15 protein-coding genes are annotated in these 17,276 nt (G+C 67.2%); 7 read left to right on the forward strand and 8 right to left on the reverse strand.

Going from position 1 to position 17,276, the window contains the following annotated elements:
* The first annotated feature begins 40 nt into the window (after nucleotides 1-40).
* Nucleotides 41-2,857, forward strand: coding sequence for an FAD-binding and (Fe-S)-binding domain-containing protein (locus CFOUR_RS03070; protein ID WP_085957335.1), 2,817 nt, complete (start codon nucleotides 41-43; stop codon nucleotides 2,855-2,857).
* Between the two features lie 60 nt (nucleotides 2,858-2,917).
* Here CFOUR_RS03070 and CFOUR_RS03075 read toward each other — a convergent pair whose 3' ends face one another.
* Both CFOUR_RS03075 and CFOUR_RS03080 read right to left on the reverse strand, forming a co-directional pair.
* Nucleotides 2,918-4,459 (reverse strand): purple acid phosphatase family protein, encoded by a 1,542-nt coding sequence (locus CFOUR_RS03075; RefSeq protein ID WP_085957336.1) that lies wholly within the window; start codon nucleotides 4,457-4,459, stop codon nucleotides 2,918-2,920.
* Between the two features lie 81 nt (nucleotides 4,460-4,540).
* A complete protein-coding gene (locus CFOUR_RS03080; protein ID WP_290179917.1) occupies nucleotides 4,541-6,592 on the reverse strand; it encodes a helicase-associated domain-containing protein in 2,052 nt (683 codons plus the stop codon).
* Between the two features lie 53 nt (nucleotides 6,593-6,645).
* On the opposite strand from CFOUR_RS03080, the gene CFOUR_RS03085 reads away from it, so the two are divergent.
* Entirely contained in the window at nucleotides 6,646-6,840 is a 195-nt protein-coding gene (locus CFOUR_RS03085; protein ID WP_085957328.1) for a hypothetical protein, read from the forward strand.
* A 72-nt stretch (nucleotides 6,841-6,912) separates the two neighbouring features.
* On the opposite strand, the gene CFOUR_RS03090 is transcribed toward CFOUR_RS03085, so the two are convergent.
* On the reverse strand, nucleotides 6,913-7,644 hold the full coding sequence (locus CFOUR_RS03090; protein WP_290179919.1) for a resuscitation-promoting factor Rpf1 domain-containing protein: 732 nt from the start codon (nucleotides 7,642-7,644) through the stop codon (nucleotides 6,913-6,915).
* A 253-nt stretch (nucleotides 7,645-7,897) separates the two neighbouring features.
* Between CFOUR_RS03090 and CFOUR_RS03095 the strand changes: the two genes are divergently transcribed.
* A complete protein-coding gene (locus tag CFOUR_RS03095) occupies nucleotides 7,898-8,281 on the forward strand; it encodes a cold-shock protein (RefSeq protein WP_085957338.1) in 384 nt (127 codons plus the stop codon).
* A gap of 15 nt (nucleotides 8,282-8,296) precedes the next feature.
* Here the strand turns inward: CFOUR_RS03095 and CFOUR_RS03100 are convergent, their stop codons facing one another.
* Nucleotides 8,297-8,809 (reverse strand): DUF2771 family protein, encoded by a 513-nt coding sequence (locus CFOUR_RS03100; RefSeq protein ID WP_085957339.1) that lies wholly within the window; start codon nucleotides 8,807-8,809, stop codon nucleotides 8,297-8,299.
* A 19-nt stretch (nucleotides 8,810-8,828) separates the two neighbouring features.
* On the reverse strand, nucleotides 8,829-9,614 hold the full coding sequence (locus tag CFOUR_RS03105; protein ID WP_085958399.1) for a glutaminyl-peptide cyclotransferase: 786 nt from the start codon (nucleotides 9,612-9,614) through the stop codon (nucleotides 8,829-8,831).
* A gap of 39 nt (nucleotides 9,615-9,653) precedes the next feature.
* On the opposite strand from CFOUR_RS03105, the gene CFOUR_RS03110 reads away from it, so the two are divergent.
* The 3 genes from CFOUR_RS03110 to CFOUR_RS03120 all read left to right on the forward strand — a co-directional run bounded on the left by CFOUR_RS03110 (nucleotide 9,654) and on the right by CFOUR_RS03120 (nucleotide 12,676).
* Nucleotides 9,654-10,334 carry a DUF3027 domain-containing protein gene (locus CFOUR_RS03110; RefSeq protein WP_085957340.1) on the forward strand — a complete coding sequence of 227 codons (681 nt, stop codon included), beginning with the start codon at nucleotides 9,654-9,656 and terminating at the stop codon, nucleotides 10,332-10,334.
* Between the two features lie 70 nt (nucleotides 10,335-10,404).
* Nucleotides 10,405-11,874, forward strand: a complete 1,470-nt coding sequence (locus CFOUR_RS03115) for an NCS2 family permease (protein WP_085957341.1) — start codon at nucleotides 10,405-10,407, stop codon at nucleotides 11,872-11,874.
* 1 nt (nucleotide 11,875) lies between these two features.
* Complete coding sequence (locus CFOUR_RS03120) at nucleotides 11,876-12,676, forward strand: TrmH family RNA methyltransferase (RefSeq protein ID WP_085957342.1); 801 nt, start codon at nucleotides 11,876-11,878, stop codon at nucleotides 12,674-12,676.
* 32 nt (nucleotides 12,677-12,708) lie between these two features.
* Here the strand turns inward: CFOUR_RS03120 and CFOUR_RS03125 are convergent, their stop codons facing one another.
* From CFOUR_RS03125 to serC, 3 genes are read right to left on the reverse strand one after another with little or no spacing between them, the layout of a single operon-like run.
* Nucleotides 12,709-13,554, reverse strand: a complete 846-nt coding sequence (locus CFOUR_RS03125) for a DUF6928 family protein (protein WP_085957343.1) — start codon at nucleotides 13,552-13,554, stop codon at nucleotides 12,709-12,711.
* A gap of 18 nt (nucleotides 13,555-13,572) precedes the next feature.
* Nucleotides 13,573-14,553: a septation protein SepH gene (gene sepH, locus CFOUR_RS03130; protein ID WP_085957344.1), complete on the reverse strand. Its 981-nt coding sequence runs from the start codon at nucleotides 14,551-14,553 to the stop codon at nucleotides 13,573-13,575.
* A gap of 55 nt (nucleotides 14,554-14,608) precedes the next feature.
* Nucleotides 14,609-15,718 (reverse strand): phosphoserine transaminase, encoded by a 1,110-nt coding sequence (gene serC, locus CFOUR_RS03135; protein WP_085958400.1) that lies wholly within the window; start codon nucleotides 15,716-15,718, stop codon nucleotides 14,609-14,611.
* A 156-nt stretch (nucleotides 15,719-15,874) separates the two neighbouring features.
* Here serC and CFOUR_RS03140 point away from each other — a divergent pair, with 156 nt between their 5' ends.
* Nucleotides 15,875-17,170, forward strand: a complete 1,296-nt coding sequence (locus tag CFOUR_RS03140; RefSeq protein WP_085957345.1) for a citrate synthase — start codon at nucleotides 15,875-15,877, stop codon at nucleotides 17,168-17,170.
* The last annotated feature ends 106 nt before the right edge of the window (nucleotides 17,171-17,276 follow it).

The following is a 17,276-nucleotide window of genomic DNA, read 5'->3' on the forward strand; positions in this document are numbered from 1 at the left end:
GATGAAAGATCGTGCGATTCCGAAGGGATAACATGGCCCTATGACTGCAACTGTTTCCTCCCCGTCAGCGCATCTCGCCCGCGAACTCGGCTCCGACCAGACCCTTTCCACCCGCCCCATCGACCGCATCAAATACGCCCACGACGCGTCCCACTTCCTCTACACCCCGGACGTGGTGGTCGAGGCCCGCACCGCCCACGACGTCGCGGCGGCATTCCGGGCCTCGGCCGCATCCGGCGCCCCGGTAGTGCTGCGCTCAGGCGGCACCTCGCTGTCCGGCCAGGCCGGCGGTGCAGGCATGCTCGTCGACGTGCGCAAGCATTTCCGCGGCGTGGAGGTCCTCGACGGCGGCGCGCGGGTGCGCGTCCAGCCCGGCTCCACGGTGCGTCAGGTCAACGCGCACCTTGCCCCCTACGGCCGCAAGATCGGCCCGGACCCGGCCTCCGAGGGCGCGGCGACCATGGGCGGCGTGATTGCCAACAACTCCTCCGGCATGGCCTGCGGCACGCAGTTCAACACCTACAACACCATCGAATCGATGACGTTCGTGCTGCCGTCCGGCACCGTCATCAACACGGCGCATAAGGACGCGGAGGCGCAGTTTGCGCGGGAGGAGGCGGAGCTCGTCGCAAAGCTGGAGCACCTGAAGCGGCGCGTGCGCGAGAACAAGGAATCCGTGGCCACCATCGAGCGCCACTTCGCGCTGAAGAACACGATGGGCTACAGCCTTAACGCGTTTTTGGACTATGAGTTGCCCCTGGACATCTTCATGCACCTGCTGGTCGCCTCCGAGGGCACGCTCGCCTTCATTGCAGAGGCGGTGCTGCGCACGGTGGAGGTGCCGAAGCTGAAGACCACCACCATTGCCGTGTACCCGACGCTGGATGCGGCGACGCGCTCGCTGCCCGCGCTGTTCGATTCGCAGGCGGCCACGCTGGAGCTGATGGATTCGCGCTCCATCAAGGTCGGCCGCACCTTCGACTCGGTGCCGGAGCAAATCACCGGCTTCGAGCTGTCCGGCCAGGCCGCGCTGTTGATCGAGTACCACGCCAACGAGGCGGAGCAGCTGCGCGAATACGAGCAGGCCGGCGCGAAATTGCTGGAAGGCTTCGACCTGCAAACCTCGGCGCAGTTCACCACCGACGCGGCTGAGGCCGCCAAGGCGTGGGCCTTCCGCAAGGGCCTCTACGCGCAGGTCGCTGAGGCGCGCCCGTCCGGCACCACTGCGCTGCTCGAAGACATCGCGGTGCCCGTGGCCGACCTCGCCGACACGTGCGGCGGGCTGCAGCAGCTTTTCGACGCCTACAGCTACGACGACGCCGTCATCTTCGGCCACGCAAAGGACGGCAACATCCACTTCCTCATCACCGACCGCTTCGAAGGCGACGAAAACCTGAAGCGCTACGACGGGTTCAACGAGGACATGGTGGATCTGGTGCTCGGCGCCGGCGGTAACCTGAAGGCGGAGCACGGCACCGGGCGCGTCATGGCGCCGTATGTGCGCCGCCAGTACGGCGACGAGCTCTACCAGGTCATGGTGGAGCTCAAGCGAGCCGCCGACCCGCGCGGGGTGATGAACCCGGGCGTGATCATCACCGACGACGAGCGCGAGCACATGAAGAACTTCAAGCTCAACCCGCAGGTCGAAGACGAGATCGACTCGTGCGTGGAGTGCGGCTACTGCGAGCCGGTGTGCCCCTCGCGCGACCTGACTATGACGCCGCGCCAGCGCATCGTGGTGCGCCGCGCGCGGGCGAAGGCGATCCAGGACGGCGACACCGAACTGGTCAAACACCTCGACGAGGCCTACCAGTACGACGGCATCGACACCTGCGCCGTGGACTCCATGTGCGTCACGGCCTGTCCGGTCAAGATCGACACCGGCAAGTTCATCAAGTCGCTGCGCCGCGGCCAAGCTGGCGCGGTGGAGTCCGCCGGCTGGGCGGCCGCCGCGAAGGCGTGGGGGCCGGGCAACACCTTGGCGTCTGCGGCGCTGACCGGCGCGTACTACATGCCCACCTCGCTGGTGCAGAAGGTCACCGACGTCGCCCGCACCCTGGTGGGCGATGACACCGTGCCGCAGTACCGCCCCGAGCTGTCCAAGGGCGGCGCGAAGCGTTCGAAGGCGTTCGGCGAGCGCATCGGCGCACCGGGCGCGGAGCCGGCGGGCGTGTTCGTCCCGGCCTGCGTGAACTCCATGTTCGGCCCGCAGGCTAACGGCGTGGGCGCCTCGGCGGCGTTTGCGAAGCTGGTGGAGCGCGCCGGGCTCGCCCTGACGGTCCCGGAGGGCATCGACGGGATGTGCTGCGGCACCCCGTGGGCGTCGAAAGGCATGAGCACGGGCCACGACATCATGCAGCGCCGCGTGAACGACCAGATCATCGCCGCCACCGACGGCGGGCGCCTGCCTGTGGTGGTGGACGCGTCCAGCTGCACCCACGGCTTCCGCGACATGGCCGAGGGCATCGGCATCACCGTCATCGACGCCATCGAGTTCGTGGAGGACCAGGTGCTCGAGCGCATCAACGTCACGCACAAGGTGGACTCCGTGACGCTGCACCCGACGTGCTCGGCGACGCACCTCGGGATCGTCGATACGCTTGCGCGCGTCGCTGGCGCTGCGGCCGAAGATGTGCGCGTGCCGGCGGAGTGGAACTGCTGCGGGTACGCGGGCGACCGCGGCATGCTGCACCCCGAGCTGACGCACGCGGCCACGAAGCGCGAGGCGGAGCAGGCGGCGGAGCTGGGCTCGGAGTGCCATGCGTCGTCCAACCGCACCTGCGAGCTGGGCCTGACCGCCGCGACCGGTAAGGACTACGAGCACATCCTGGAAATCCTGGAGCGCGTCAGCCGCTAGTCGCTACGAGGCAACCCCCAAGTGCTTGGCGCGCTTGGGGGTTTGGTGTTTGGCGGGGTGCTAGAACTGCGGGAGCTGCACGCCCGGGATCAGGCCCATGTAAGCCGCGCCGCCCGCAGCAGCCAGCGCCGCGACGATCGCGATGACGATGCCGGCGATGGCGCCCATGGAGGAACCGTCCTCGGTCTGCGCCGGAGCTTCCTCCTTTGCGTGCTTGAGCGTGAAGGCGTCCACCACATCGCCGTCGCCGGTGTCGTAGGTGGTCACGGTCAGACCCTCCGGGGTGACCTCGACGTTGGTGTAGTCCGGAACCCCGTTCTGGTTCCACACCGCGGTGTAGTCGCGGATGGTCTTCTCCTTGACGGTCTGGTCGAAGCTCTCCTTGACGTCCTCGTTTCGCTCGCCGCTCTTGAAGTCGAAGAACTGGTAGTACTTCGAGCCGGAAGCGGAGTTGGAGGTGACGTACTGGGTCTCGCCCTTCTTCTTCTCCAGCGTCTCGCCCTTCTCAGCCACGCGGCCGGAGTCCACCGGGGTGTAGCCGTTCATCAGGTGCGAGCGGGTGTAGATGTGGTCGTGGCCGCCCAGCACCAGGTCCACGTCCAGCTCGGAGATGACCGGGGTCATGCGCTCGCGCCAGTACTGGATCCCGCGGTCTTCCTGGTGGTACGCCTGGGAGAACGTGGAGTGGTGGTAGGTGAGGATGACCCAGTCCTTGTCGGCGCCCTGCTCCTTGACCACCTTGCGCAGGAACGCGGCGTCGTCGTCGAAGTCCTCCCAGTCGTTGGTGTCCATGTTGATCACCAGCGCATTGTTGTAGGTGAACCAGTAGTTCTCGTCCTCAACGTTGGGGCGGTTGTACATCGCCTCGTAGCTCGGCGCGTGGTAGTAATCGTGGTTGCCCATGGTCACCACGGTGCGGTACTTGCGCAGGGCTTCTGGGGAGATGAAGCCGCCGTGCTCCTGCAACGCGGAGTGGTTAGCCTGGTCGCCCGCGGAGTAGAGGAACGAGGTCTCCGGGAAGCGCTTGGTGGCCTGCGTAACGGTGTTGTTCCAACCGGCGGTCTGCTCGGCCAAGTCCTTGGTGCTGTAGAGCTGCGGGTCACCGAAGACGAGGAAGTTCCACTTGTCGCCGTAGGTGCCGGTGTTGAAGGTGTACTCCTCGGACCAGCCGGTCTTTTCGGAGCCCACAGAGTAGGTGTACTCGGTGTTCTCCTTCAGGCCGTCGATGCTCGCCTTGTGGTTTGCCACGGTGGCCCACACAGGCTCCACCTCGGGGTCCTTGATCTTGCCTTCGGTGACGGTGACCTTGGAATCGGTGGACTTCGCCTCGATGGTCTTGGTCTCGCCGCCCTTTTCCTGGATGCGCACCGACTGACCGGTGACACCCTTGGCGGTGATCCAGTTCAGCAGCACCGAGCTTTCGGTGGCGCCAGCCTGCAGGACGACGTCCTGCGGCTTGTCGGTGGGCAGCTCGAACGGGTTCTTGAAGTTCGCGGCAATGTAGTCGTTGGTGGCGTCGACATCGGCGAACGCTGCCGGGGCGACGAGGGTGGTGGCGACCATCGAGGTCGCCGCGGCAATGGCGATAAAGCGCGAGCGCATGGGAATTCCCTCTCAGACACGGGATAGGGACAACTGGAACCTTAAAGAACTTTGAGAGGTCCGCAACCGGAGCGCGAAACCCTAGGCCAGCACCACGTTGGTGATGCGTGGCAGGGCGATGCGCACAACACGGTCGGCGGCCTCGTCGAGCGCGTCGACCTGCCCCGCGGTGACACTCAGCGGCAGCACGGTCAGTGTGCGGCCGCGCCCTTGCTTATCGACGAAACCTACGGTCACATGCCGCCTCGCCCGCGCGGCCGCGCGCAGCGTCTCGAAGGCCTCGCCTGAGCCTGAGCCTGAGTCGGCGCCCGTCTCGCTCGCCTTGAGCTTTGCCACAATGGCCTCTGCTTGCTCCTCGGTGGCCCGCGGCGTGCGGGGAAGAGACGACGGGGTAGCGGCCACCAGCGCTGGCTCGGGTGCCATGTTCAGCGTCGTGCCGGTGTCGTCCTCGGCGGTGGGCTGCATCCCGGCCGCGCGCAGCTGGGACATGAGCTTGGGCAGCGGCAGGTCCGACACCGCCACGGTCGGGGCGAGCACCCGCAGACCGCAGCGCTCGGCGGCGGTAGCGATCAGCGCCGGGTCGGCCGCGCGGATGTAGCTCAGCGCGGCGCCGGCGCGGATGGCGCCGTGAGTGCGGGCGGTGTCGTCGATGAGGAAGGTGATCGCCTGCGGCACCTCGCCCATGACGTGGGCGGACAGCCAGGAGTGAACCTCGTCGGCGGTGAGCCCGCCGTCCAGGCCGCGGCGCACCGATGCCTCGGTGATCCGCCACACGCTGGCCACGCCGGGCGACTCCAACTCGGCGATGCGTTCCACAAAGGACGCCATGTCCGGCTCGAGCGGGCCGGGGGCGAGCATGGTCATATCCCCCTGGGCGATCAGTGTGTCCACCGGGGAGGGAACGAGCGTTCGGGTGGCGGCGGCGACGTCTGCGCCCGAAAGCAGCGCGTTGAGCGGCGACGACTGCGCCAGCTCCGGCGCACCGGCGAGCGCGCCGACGAACGCCGCCTCATCCACCACCGCCCGGACCAACTGCGGCGAAAACCCGGAGGCTTCAAGTGGCGCGTGGAATAACAGCTGGTCGGCGCGCCCGGCGTGGCGCAGGATGGTCAGGCGCGCGTGGCGCACGGCGGGCGCGTGCATGTCCGCAGACAGCAGCTTCGCCTCCGTGTCGGCGCGCCACGGGGAGGCGGCCCACCCGGCAAGCAGGATGGCCCACTGGTCCGAAAGTGTCGCGTCGATCCAGGTCAGCGCGTCGCGCGTGGCAGCGAGGACGTCCTCGTCGTCCACATTGCCGCGCCCGATCAGGCCGGCGGACTCGCCGAGGGTGATCAGCAGCCGCGGGTCAAAGCCGAGCGTCTTTTCCAAGTTCGCCGCCGCGCGCACCCCGACGGTGCCGTCCTTGTTTAGGGCCACTGGGGCATCGAGAAGCTCCATGACCAGCTGCCGCATCTGGCGCACCGCATCGAGGCCCTGCGAGGTCGCCGCCTCATCCACCGCGGCCTGGTCTACCCCGGGGGCAGGCGGCTCGGTGAGCGGAAACTCTCGGGGCGCGATCCCGCGCATCGCGTCGCGCACCGGGCGCGGCAGGCGCACCGTGGTGGCGTCCACCCGCACCAGCAGCCCCACGGCGAGCAGTGCTGCCACCGGCTCCGCCGGGTCCGCATCCGGCGTGGCCGCAGCGGTCGTGCCCACCCCGCCAGAGGCGGCGAGGGTCTCGAGCACCTTGCGCTGCCGCGCCGGCAGATCCGCCAGAGCCTCGGCCGCGCCGGGCGGCATCGTATCGCTGACCCGCCAGCCCGGCGGCAGCGCGGACAGGGTGCCGGGGGAGATGCGCAGCGCGTCGGTTGCGCCGTAGACGAGGGCGAGCTCCCGCAGGTGGGTGATGTCCCCGAACTCGGCCGCGTCCACTGCGTCGAGCTCCGCGCCAGCGTCCGCCAGGCGCTCCAGCACCAAAAGGTCGGCCGCGGTGAGCTGCATCAGCGCCCGCGACGCCGAGCCGGGCAGGGACAGGCGGGTAGCCAGGGATCCGGCGGAAGGCGGGGTGGGGAAGAAGGCGTCTGGGCGCGATTGGATGAGGGTGCGAAGCTGATCGTCGCTAAGCGAATGCAGAAATTCGGGGAAGGTAGACATTGCGGGGGTGAGTTTACGTGCGTTTTCTTCCCCGGCGTGAAAGAATGAGGGGCATGGCTAAAGATGTAGAGAAGATCGGTCGCGCAAACCCGGCGTGGCCCACGCACACCCCTGGTAACGGCCACCCGGTCACCGAGATTTCCTCCAAGCTCACCGGTGCCTCGAGCCCGTTCGGCGACGAGCTGATCCTGCCGCTGAAGGCGGAGGAGACCGGCTACGTGCACCCGACCACGCGCATCAACCGCTAAACCCGGCGCCGGCGCGTAAGCAAAAACCCGCCCGTCCTGCATCGCAGGCGGGCGGGTTTTCGTATCTCGCGTTTAGCGCGGCAGGTAGGTCTGCTGCAGGGAAGCGAGGGTGTTGTCGACCTGGGCGCTGAAGTTGCCGCCGATGAGGTTGGCAACCTTGGCGTAGTCGCCTGCCAGTGCAGCGTCGATGAGCTGCTGGTTGGAGGTGTAGAACGCGTTGTAGTCGTTGCGGTTCGCGGCGTAGTTGTCCTGGACGGATGCCGGGACCTGGAAGCCCAGTGCGTTGATGGCGTCGCGCAACTGGCGGTACAGGGCGTCGGTCTCAACGGATGCGGCCTGCTGGGCCGGCTTCGCAGCCGGAGCCTCGGCCGGTGCAGCGGGAGCCGGTGCCGGCTGCGGTGCCGGCTTCGGAGCCGGTGCCGCCTGCGCGTCGCGGTTGGTCGGCGCGGAGTTCAGGCCGTAGCGCGCGGAGCAGGCCGGCCATGCGCCCCAGCCCTGCTGTGCCAGGGTGCGCTCGGCGACGATGATCTGCTGCTCGCGGGTGGCCAGGTTTGCGGTGGGGGCGAACTCGCCGCCGCCGTAGGCCTGCCAGGTGCCGTAGTTGAACTGCAGGCCGCCGTAGTAGCCGTTGCCGGTGTTGATTGCCCAGTTGCCGCCGGACTCGCACTGTGCGAGCTTGTCCCAGTCGGAATCCGGTGCTGCGGTTGCCTGCGGGGCGATGATGCCTGCCAGTGCTGCAACTGCTGCGGTACCTGCCAGAGCCTTCTTGCCCGTGGAGGTGGTCTTCTTGGAGTGGCGTCCCATGATTCGTTTCCTCTCGTCGTTGACCGCCAATTCTCGGGACAGCCTAACCATTTGTAACGATTGTGTCACGCAACTGGCACGAAATGGTGTGGCTGTGGCTGGCGGGGTCGGCATCGCTGCAGGTCGTTGAGCACTTCGGGAATTTCCGTGTTCTGGGCCACAGTCGCGGATTTCGGGGCTGCCGTGTAATGTAAGTCCTTTATTTTGGCCTGCAACAGGCGGGCCGCTACCGGAACCTTAAAGGAGGATGCCCATGCCTATTGGAAAGGTGAAGTGGTACGACACCGAAAAGGGCTTCGGCTTCGCATCGAACCCGGGCGAAGATGACGTCTTCATCGGCAAGTCCGTGCTTCCCGATGGCGTGGACGAGCTGGTCGCCGGCCAGCGCATCGAGTTCGATTTCGCCGCCGGCCGCCGCGGCCCCCAGGCGCTGCGCGTGAAGGTGCTCGACGAGCCGAAGCGCCGCCCGGTGCACCGCCGCAAGCCGGAGGAGCTGGGCAGCATGCTGGCCGACGTCATGACCCTGATTGAGACGCAGGTCCAGCCCGCGCTGACCAACGGCCGTTACCCGGACCGCAAGGAGGGCCGCCAGGTCGCCGAGATCCTGCGCGCCGTCGCCCGCGAGCTGGATGCTTAGCGACGCACCTTCGGCCTAGTCGAAGCCGACCGACCACGTGGCGATGACGGGAGTTTCCTCCCCGTCATCGCCTTTTTCAATGTCCAGGGTGGACACCTCCGCGACAACCAGCTTCGCGCCCGTGTCCGTGACAGCCGGCGCGGTTTCTTCGCCGGACTCGCCGGAGGTGAACACGCGCTCGGTGTTTGCGGCCGGGTCGTCGTAGATGAGCAGCAGGCGCCAGCTGTTGCGCTCGACTTCTTCGGGCACCGTGATCGTCACCTCGCCGGGGGCGGAGGAATCCGCCAGGTGCATCCGCGGCGCGTCGCCGCCGGGGCACTCCACGTCGAGCTCGCACACCGTGTACGTGGGGATGTCTTGGCGTTCCTCGCCCGCGGCGACGGAGACTTTCAGGTCGCGCACCGGCGTGCCCGGCTTGTTGGCCTGGAAGGTGAGGAAGGCGTAGACGCCTCCCACCAGGATGATCACGCCCATCAGTGCGATGGCAAGGACTTTCCACTGCTGTGTCGTTGCGCGTTTGTTCGCCATGGCGGGAAATCCTACTTGGCTAATCCTCGGGCTCGAACGTCACGCGGTACATGTCCGGCCAACGCTTGCCGGCCAGGTAGAACTCGTCGGTGCCCGGGATGTGCGCGATGCCGTTGAGCACGTTGTTCGGGTCGGGCTGCGCGTTGTTGGGCAACCCGGAGGCGTCGATGACGGCAGTGACCTTCCCGGAATCCGCGTCGATGCGCATGATGTTGGTGGTGGTGAAGATGTTTGCGTAGACCTCGTCGCCGACGCACTCCAGCTCGTTGAGGCCTTCGACCGGCTGGCCGTCCATGGTGACAGTGAAGCGCTCGCGCTCCTCTAAGGTGTCCGGGTCCATGCGGCGCAGCTGCGACGAACCGTCGGAGAACAACAGCTCGTCCTTCTCGTCCAGTTTGCAGATGCCCCAGCCTTCACCGTCGTAGCTCGCCCGGCCGGTCTCCTCCAGCGTGGCGGCGTCGCGGCGGATGGCGGTGCCGTCGAGCCAGGTCAGCTGCCACAGAATGTCGTCGACAAGTGTGATGCCCTCGCCGAAGAACTGCGGGTCGAGGTCTACAGAGCGCTGCTCCTCGCCGGCGGGCGTGCGGGTGTACAGCCGCGACTCGCCCTCCTGGCCAGTGCCGACGTAGATGGTGCCGTCCTCGGAAACCTCGAGGCCTTGCGTGAAGCTGGCCTGATCGAACGGCAGCCGCTCCTGCACGTGCGCGGTTAGGCGCTGCGTCTCCGGGCCCGCGGTTTCGGGGGAGGAGCAGCCGGCGGCGAACGCGAGCAGAGAGCAGACGGCGGCAACAGTGAATCGACCCATGGCAACCATCCTGCACCACGTGGGCAATAATGGGGAACCGTGTCACGATCCAACAACCGATCCCGCAAACAGCGCACCCACAGCCCGCTGCTGTCCGCGGACGCAGTCGCAACGGCGCGCGACGCGCTGGCAGAGATCGCCGACGGGGAAGTCGGCGACCACATCGGCGTGACCGGCCTGGGCCGCAACGTGGCCACGCACCGCTTCGAAGCGGACGTGCCCGGCTACACCGGCTGGGAGTGGAACGCCGTGGTCGCCTGCGCCGACGGCGCCAACTGGGTCACCGTCAACGAGGTCGCGCTGGTGCCCTCGCAAGGCGCGCTCGAAGCGCCCGACTGGGTGCCGTACTCAGAGCGCCTGCGCCCCGGCGACTTGGGCCCCGGCGACATCATGGAGCTCGCGCCCGACGACGACCGCGTCACCGACGACTCCTTCTCCCGCGACGCCGTGACCTTCACCGGCCGCGAGACCAAGCGCTACCTCACCACTGCCGGCCTCGAGGACGCGAAGAAGCGCTGGCGCACCGGCGAGTACGGGCCCAACAGCGAGTTCGCGGAAAAGGCGACGCTGTCGTGCCGCTCCTGCGCCTTCTACATCCCGTTGGGTGAGCCGGTGGGGGAGAACTTCGGGGTGTGCGCCAACGAATACTCCGCCGACGGGCACGTGGTGGCCTCCTCTTTCGGCTGCGGGGCGCACTCCGACACCACCGTGGGCCAGTAGCCCGCGACCCAATCGTTGGGGTGCACCAACGATTGGCGTTTTCGCAGGCAGGGTGCGACACTAATGCGACGTGAGCACCACCACGGAAGCAAAACTGCATAAGGGGCAGCCGCAGCCGCGCGGCGCGCTGGACTCCTTTTTCCACATCACCGAGCGCGGATCCACGGTCGGCACCGAGGTGCGCGCCGGGGTAGTGACATTCTTCGCGATGGCCTACATCGTGCTGCTCAACCCGCTGATCATCGGCACCACCGCCGACCGCGACGGCGTGGTGCTGGGCATCCCGCAGGTCGCCGCCGCCACCGCACTGGCCGCCGGCATCATGTCGATCCTCTTCGGCATCGTGGCGAAATACCCCTTCGGCATCGCCACGGGCCTGGGCATTAACACCCTGGTAGCCGTGACCTTGGTGGGGCAGCAGGGCCTGACCTGGCCGGAGGCGATGGGCCTTGTGGTCATCGACGGCATCATCATCGTCCTGCTCGCCATCTCCGGCTTCCGCACCGCCGTGTTCAACGCCATCCCCAACTCCATGAAGGTGGCCATGAGCGTGGGCATCGGCATGTTCATCGCCACCATCGGCCTGGTGGACGCTGGCTTCGTGCGCCGCATCCCGGACGCCGCGATGACCACGGTGCCGGTGCAGCTGGGCACCGGCGGCTCCATCGCGTCCTGGCCGACCTTCGTGTTCATCGTCGGTCTGTTCATCTGTGGCTTCATGGTGGTACGTGGCATCCGCGGCGGCCTGTTTATCGGCATCGTGCTCACCACCGTGCTGGCCATGGTGGTCGAGGCCCTTACCGGCGCCGGCTCCTCCGCGGACAACCCGGAAGGCTGGAACCTTGCCGTGCCAGCGCTGCCGGACTCCTTCGGCGGCGTGCCCGACCTGTCGGTGGTGGGCAACATCGACCTGTTCGGCGCATTCGTCCAGGTCGGCGTGATCTCCGCGTCTCTGCTCGTGTTCACCCTCGTGCTGGCCAACTTCTTCGACGCCATGGGCACCATGACCGCGCTGGGCCGCCAGGCGGGCCTCGCCGATGACAACGGCATCCTGCCGGACATGAAGCGTGCCCTGGTCGTGGAGGGCTTCGGCGCGGTCGTCGGCGGCGCGACGTCGGCGTCGTCGAACACCGTGTTCGTGGACTCCTCCGCCGGCATCGCCGACGGCGCGCGCACCGGCCTGGCCAACGTGGTCACCGGCGTGCTCTTCCTCGCCGCGATGTTTTTCACGCCGCTGTACGAAATCGTGCCGATCGAGGCGGCAGCTCCCGTCCTCGTCATCGTGGGTGCCCTGATGATGATGCAGGTCGGCCAGATCGAGTGGTCCGAGTTCACCGTGGCACTGCCGGCGTTTTTGACCATCGTGACTATGCCGCTGACCTACTCCATCTCCAACGGCATCGGCGTCGGTTTCATCTCGTTCGCGCTGATGAGCCTGTTCGCCGGCAAGGCGAAGGACATCCACTGGATCATGTGGCTCATCTCCGCCCTGTTCGTCGTCTACTTCGCGCAGGGCCCGATCATGGCGGCGCTCGGATAAGATGCTCCTGCCTATCGACGATCCTTCGGACCCCCGCCTCGACGACATCCGCGACCTCAAACACTCGGACAAAGACAAAAACCTCGTCTTCGCCGAAGGTCCGCTCGTGGCGGGCCGGCTGGTCGAATCCCGTTTCCCCGTGCGCGCCGTCTTCGGCTTCGGCGGCCGGTTAGAGTCCTTCATGGCCGACTACGGCGACCAGCTTCAGCGGCGCGGCGTGCCGGTCTACCAGATCACCCGCCAAATCATGGGTGAAGTCGCCGGCTACGACATGCACCGCGGGCTTTTAGTCTCCGCCGATAAACCGGAGCCGCTGTCCGTAGCGGAGGTGCTCGACGGGGCGCGCACCCTCGTGATCCTGGAGGGCGTCGGCGACCACGAAAACATCGGGTCGATCTTCCGCAACGCCGCAGGCATGGGCGTCGACGGCGTGCTCTTCGGCGCCGCCACCGCCGATCCGCTGTATCGGCGCAGCGTGCGCGTGTCCATGGGGCACGTGCTGCGCACCCCGTTCGCCCACCTCGAGGGCACGCCCACCACGTGGCAGCGTTCCCTGGACCAGCTGCGCGAGGACGGCTGGTGGTTGGTCTCGCTCACCCCGGCCGACGACGCGGTGGAGCTGAAAGAAGCCATCCAAGACCACGACAAGGTCGCCTTCCTTGTCGGCGGCGAAGGCCCCGGCCTGACCCCGCACGCGATGCGCGCCACCGACGTGCGGGCCAAGATCCCCATGGCGCCCGGCACCGACTCGCTGAACGTGGCGACATCCGCCGCCATCGCGTTCTACGAACGAAACCGCTAGCGCTCGCGAGCTCGCGCTAGAGGGGGCGAGGCTTACCTGTCGATGTGGCGGATGCGCTCCGACAGGGCAGCCCACAGCTCGGCGGCGCGCCTGCGCAGCCCCCGGCCGACGCGCTTCGCGGCCGCGACCGAGGCGTCCGCCAGCTCAGCGAACTCGTCGCTGGTCTGCTCTGCCGGGGCGTCCTCGTAATCGTCGTACGCCTTTGACTTTTCGGCGAACTTGGCGGCCACCGCATCCACGGACTTCACTGCGGGGGCCTTCTTCTCCTCGATCTTCGGCTCGGGGCGGCCGTCCACCGCGTAGCCGACCACGTTGATGTCCGGCCCATCGGCGCCGATGTCCACGCCCAGCCAGTGCCGCTCCGCTGACAGCGCAAGGTCGCGCGGCTCGAACGGCAGCGCGATGCCGCCCGCCTGCTCCGCCCGCTCGCCGGCCCAGTAGGGGGCCTCGAACGGCTCGGGCAGCCCGGTGTCCTCAATGACGTGGGTGCGGGTGGCGCAAAAGCTGCGTACCACGGTCTCGCCGGTGAAGTGGGCGAACCCGCCGTAGTCGCTGTCGGTGCCGGTGGCGATGACAAAGACATCGGAGGCCGGCAGGGCCGTCAGCCAGGGGGTCTTCGTGGACAGCGTCGATGCGTCGTCGACAAGCGTGCGTACCACCGACACCCCCGGAAAGCCCGCGATGTAGAACTCGTCGCGCCCCGGCACCGAGGAGCGGTTCAGCGGGAACGAGCCGATCGGGGTGATCGGCCAGGCGGGGTTGACCTGGGCGAGCAGCTTACGGCCGAACCCGCGGTCGGCTTTCGGCTCGCGCTCGAGCACGCCGGCGGGATCGGCGGTGTTGACGAACCAAAGCGTAACTACCGCTGGGAAACTCATGCGTACATCCTAGGAGGTTTAACGCTTCGGGCGCTTGGTATTGGTGCGAACGCCCAGCAACACGTCCTCCCAGTGCGGGGTGACAGCCTTGCGGCGACGCTTCTGCGGCTGCTCCTCCTCGTCGGGGTGGCGCAGGAACTCGCCCTCGAGCTCGTCGTCACGCGTATCGACGACCTCCGGCTGCCCCTCAACCGGCAACTGCGCCACCTCGTGATCGCCGTCGCGGTTTTCCCAGTCCTCACGGTCGTCGCGCTCGGAGCGCTCGGAGCGCACAGCGGAAAGGGAGCGCACCGGCTGGGCGAAGTCCGGGTCCGTCAGGTCCGCGGCCATGGCGTTGCGCGCCTCCGTCTGCGCGCCCGAGCCCATGGCGTGCTTGAAGGTCCACAGTGCTTCGTTTTCCGTCAGGCCCGCCTTCCAGGTCACGTGGACGACCCAGCTGTCGCCCTGTTCGCGGGTGGCGTCCCACTCCGCGTCGCTGATGGAATGCCCGCGTGCCGCGAACGCCGTGGCCAGGATCTCGAAGAGGGTCTGCTTGGCCGGTCCGTCCTCGCGCACCGGGTGGGACTGCTTCGCGGCCTCGGCCACCTGGGTGCGCTCCAGCAGCACCGGGTGGGCGTAGGCGTCGAGGCGGCTTTCGGCCACTCCCATTTCCTCGGCGAGCTCTGCGGCGGTCGCGCCGGCGCGCAGGCGGGCCTGGATCTCGTTCGGGCGCAGCGACAGCGGCGTCGCGTACAGCGGGTCCGGCTCCGGCAAGGTGCGCTCCACCGGCGCAGGCGCAGGCGCGGGTGCAGGTGCTTCTGCCTGCTCCGCCTCTGCGACCTCTGGCTCGGCGGCCTGCTCAGCCACCGGGTGCGGTTCGGTGGCGGGGGAGTCGGAACGATCGTCGCTAAGCACTGGCTCGAGCTCGGTGCGCGCTAATTGAAAGCGCATCCCGTTGTCGTCACGGAGGACGAAGAACGTCTCCGTCGACTCCTCCTCCAAGAAGTACAGCTCGCGCATGAGTCACCTTTCCGCCGGGCAGATACGCGTCCAGCTTAACGGACGCCTATATACGTCAACGGCTGCCCACACCGGCAGACAGCAGCCAGTCCACCGATTGAGTCAACGCGCGCACGTCCTCCGGATCCACGGCGGGAAACATTCCCACCCGCAACTGGTTGCGGCCGAGCTTGCGGTACGGCTCTGTGTCCACCACGCCGTTGGCGCGCAACGCCGCAGCAAGCTCGGCGGCATCAACGCCTTCGTCGAAGTCGATCGTGCCCACCACCTGCGAGCGCAATTCGGGCTCGCGCACATAGGGCTCGGCCAGCTCGTGGGCGTCGGCCCAGCCGTAGAGGATCCGCGACGAGTGTGCGGTGCGCGCCACCATCGCCTCCAAGCCGCCGTGCTCGAGCATCCAGCGGATCTGCGCTTCGAGCATGACCAGCGTGGCCACCGCCGGCGTGTTGTACGTCTGGTTCTTGCGCGAATTCTCCACTGCGGTGTGCAAGTCCAAAAACGCGGGCACGAACCGGCCGCTGGCGTGGATGCGCTCGATGCGTTGGACTGCGGCGGGGCTCAAGCACGCAAGCCACAGCCCGCCGTCGGAGGCGAACCCCTTCTGCGGGGAGAAGTAGTACGCGTCCGCGGCGCTGATATCGACGGGAAGGCCGGCGGCGGCAGAGGTGGCGTCGATAAGCGAAAGCGCGGTGGGGTGGGCGCGGGCGACGGGCACCGCAACACCGGTGGAGGTCTCGTTGTGCGCCCAGGCGACCGCATCCACCTCAGCGTCCGCCAACGCGGCGGAGTCGGTGCCGTCATGGGTGATCGGGGTGTCCAGCCACGGCGCGCGGGCGGCGGCAGCGGCGAACTTGGAAGTGAACTCGCCGTAACGCAGGTGGGCGGAGCGCCTTTCAATCAGGCCGAAGGCGGCGGCGTCCCAGAACGCGGTGGCGCCGCCAGTACCGAGGGCGACCTCGTAGCCGTCAGGGAGGTCAAACAGCTGCGCGATGCCCTCCCGGATGCCAGCCACGAGGTGCTTGACCGGCTCGCGGCGGTGTGACGTTCCCATCGCATCCGAGCGGGCCACAGCCTCAAGCTGGGCTGGCCGGACGCGGGATGGGCCACTGCCGAAACGGCCGTCTTGGGGGAGCAGCTGCGCTGGGATTCGCGGGTAGGTTTGCACAAACACGCATGTTATCTGTGGCGCGTTCTGAAGGTGGAGCAAGTTGTCAGACGCGTCACAAACTTTGCTACAGTGCCTTACGTAAATAGGTTGCCGGGACGTAACCCTGGAAGGTCCCACACGACAGCCGACAAAACTACCTGGAAGGGGAAATCAGTGGCTACTGAGAACAAGGACAAGGCCGTACTCCACTACCCGGGCGGCGAGTACGAGATGGACATCATGCGCGCCACCGAGGGCAACGACGGCGTCGTGCTGGGCAAGCTCCTCGGCGAAACCGGCCTGGTCACCTTCGACCCCGGCTACGTCTCCACCGGCTCCACCGAATCCAAGATCACCTACATCGACGGCGACGAAGGCATCCTGCGCTACCGCGGCTACGACATCGCGGACCTGGCGGAAAACGCCACCTTCAACGAGGTGTCCTACCTGCTCATCAACGGTGAGCTGCCCACCACCGACGAGCTGGAAAGCTTCAACTCCGACCTGCGCCACCACACCCTGCTGGACGAGGACTTCAAGGCCGCGTTCAACATCTTCCCGCGCAACGCTCACCCGATGGCTGTGCTCGCCTCCTCCGTGAACATTCTGTCCGCGTACTACCAGGACCAGCTCGACCCGCTGGACGAGGAGCAGCTGGACAAGGCCACCGTGCGCCTCATGGCCAAGGTGCCCATGCTGGCCGCCTACGCCTACCGCGCATCCCGCGGCAAGCCGTACATGTACCCGGACAACTCCCTGAACCCGCGCGAGAACTTCATGCGCATGATGTTCGGTTACCCGACCGAGGACTACCACGTCGACCCGGTGCTGACCAAGGCCCTGGACAAGCTGCTCATCCTGCACGCGGACCACGAGCAGAACTGCTCCACCTCCACCGTGCGCATGATCGCGTCCGCGCAGGCGAACATGTTCGTCTCCATCGCCGGCGGCATCAACGCCCTGGCGGGCCCGCTGCACGGCGGCGCAAACCAGGCGGTGCTGGAGATGCTCGAGGACATCAAGAACAACCACGACGGCGACGCCACCGACTTCATGAACCGCGTGAAGAACAAGGAAAAGGGCGTCCGCCTCATGGGCTTCGGCCACCGCGTGTACAAGAACTACGACCCGCGCGCCGCGATCGTGAAGGAGACCGCACACGAGGTGCTCGAGCACCTCGGCGGCGACGAGCTTCTGGACCTGGCCATGAAGCTCGAGGAGATTGCGCTGAACGACGACTACTTCATCCAGCGCAAGCTCTACCCGAATGTGGACTTCTACACCGGCCTGATCTACCGCGCCATGGGCTTCCCCACGGACTTCTTCACCGTCCTGTTCGCCATCGGCCGCCTGCCGGGCTGGATCGCCCAGTACCGCGAGCAGTTGGAGATGAACACCAAGATCAACCGCCCGCGCCAGATCTACACCGGCTACCAACAGCGCAACTTCGTGCCGCGTGACCAGCGCTAAGCGCGCTTGAAGTCACGGATAAGCAAGCGCTAATTCGTGGTGCCATCGCCGAGAACTGCTCTACCCTTATAATTTTGGGCGGAAGTTCTCGGCGGTTTCTTTTGAT

The organism is Corynebacterium fournieri (genome assembly GCF_030408775.1).
Classification (GTDB): domain Bacteria; phylum Actinomycetota; class Actinomycetes; order Mycobacteriales; family Mycobacteriaceae; genus Corynebacterium; species Corynebacterium fournieri.

Coding starts and splice junctions, on each gene's coding strand:
- CFOUR_RS03090 (WP_290179919.1), bottom strand. CDS start 7,644: ATGGGACGCCACTCCAAGAAGACCACCTCCACGGGCAAGAAGGCTCTG.
- CFOUR_RS03125 (WP_085957343.1), bottom strand. CDS start 13,554: ATGAGTTTCCCAGCGGTAGTTACGCTTTGGTTCGTCAACACCGCCGAT.
- CFOUR_RS03070 (WP_085957335.1), top strand. CDS start 41: ATGACTGCAACTGTTTCCTCCCCGTCAGCGCATCTCGCCCGCGAACTC.
- CFOUR_RS03100 (WP_085957339.1), bottom strand. CDS start 8,809: ATGGCGAACAAACGCGCAACGACACAGCAGTGGAAAGTCCTTGCCATC.
- CFOUR_RS03105 (WP_085958399.1), bottom strand. CDS start 9,614: ATGGGTCGATTCACTGTTGCCGCCGTCTGCTCTCTGCTCGCGTTCGCC.
- CFOUR_RS03095 (WP_085957338.1), top strand. CDS start 7,898: ATGCCTATTGGAAAGGTGAAGTGGTACGACACCGAAAAGGGCTTCGGC.
- sepH (WP_085957344.1), bottom strand. CDS start 14,553: ATGCGCGAGCTGTACTTCTTGGAGGAGGAGTCGACGGAGACGTTCTTC.
- CFOUR_RS03120 (WP_085957342.1), top strand. CDS start 11,876: ATGCTCCTGCCTATCGACGATCCTTCGGACCCCCGCCTCGACGACATC.
- CFOUR_RS03085 (WP_085957328.1), top strand. CDS start 6,646: ATGGCTAAAGATGTAGAGAAGATCGGTCGCGCAAACCCGGCGTGGCCC.
- CFOUR_RS03075 (WP_085957336.1), bottom strand. CDS start 4,459: ATGCGCTCGCGCTTTATCGCCATTGCCGCGGCGACCTCGATGGTCGCC.
- CFOUR_RS03080 (WP_290179917.1), bottom strand. CDS start 6,592: ATGTCTACCTTCCCCGAATTTCTGCATTCGCTTAGCGACGATCAGCTT.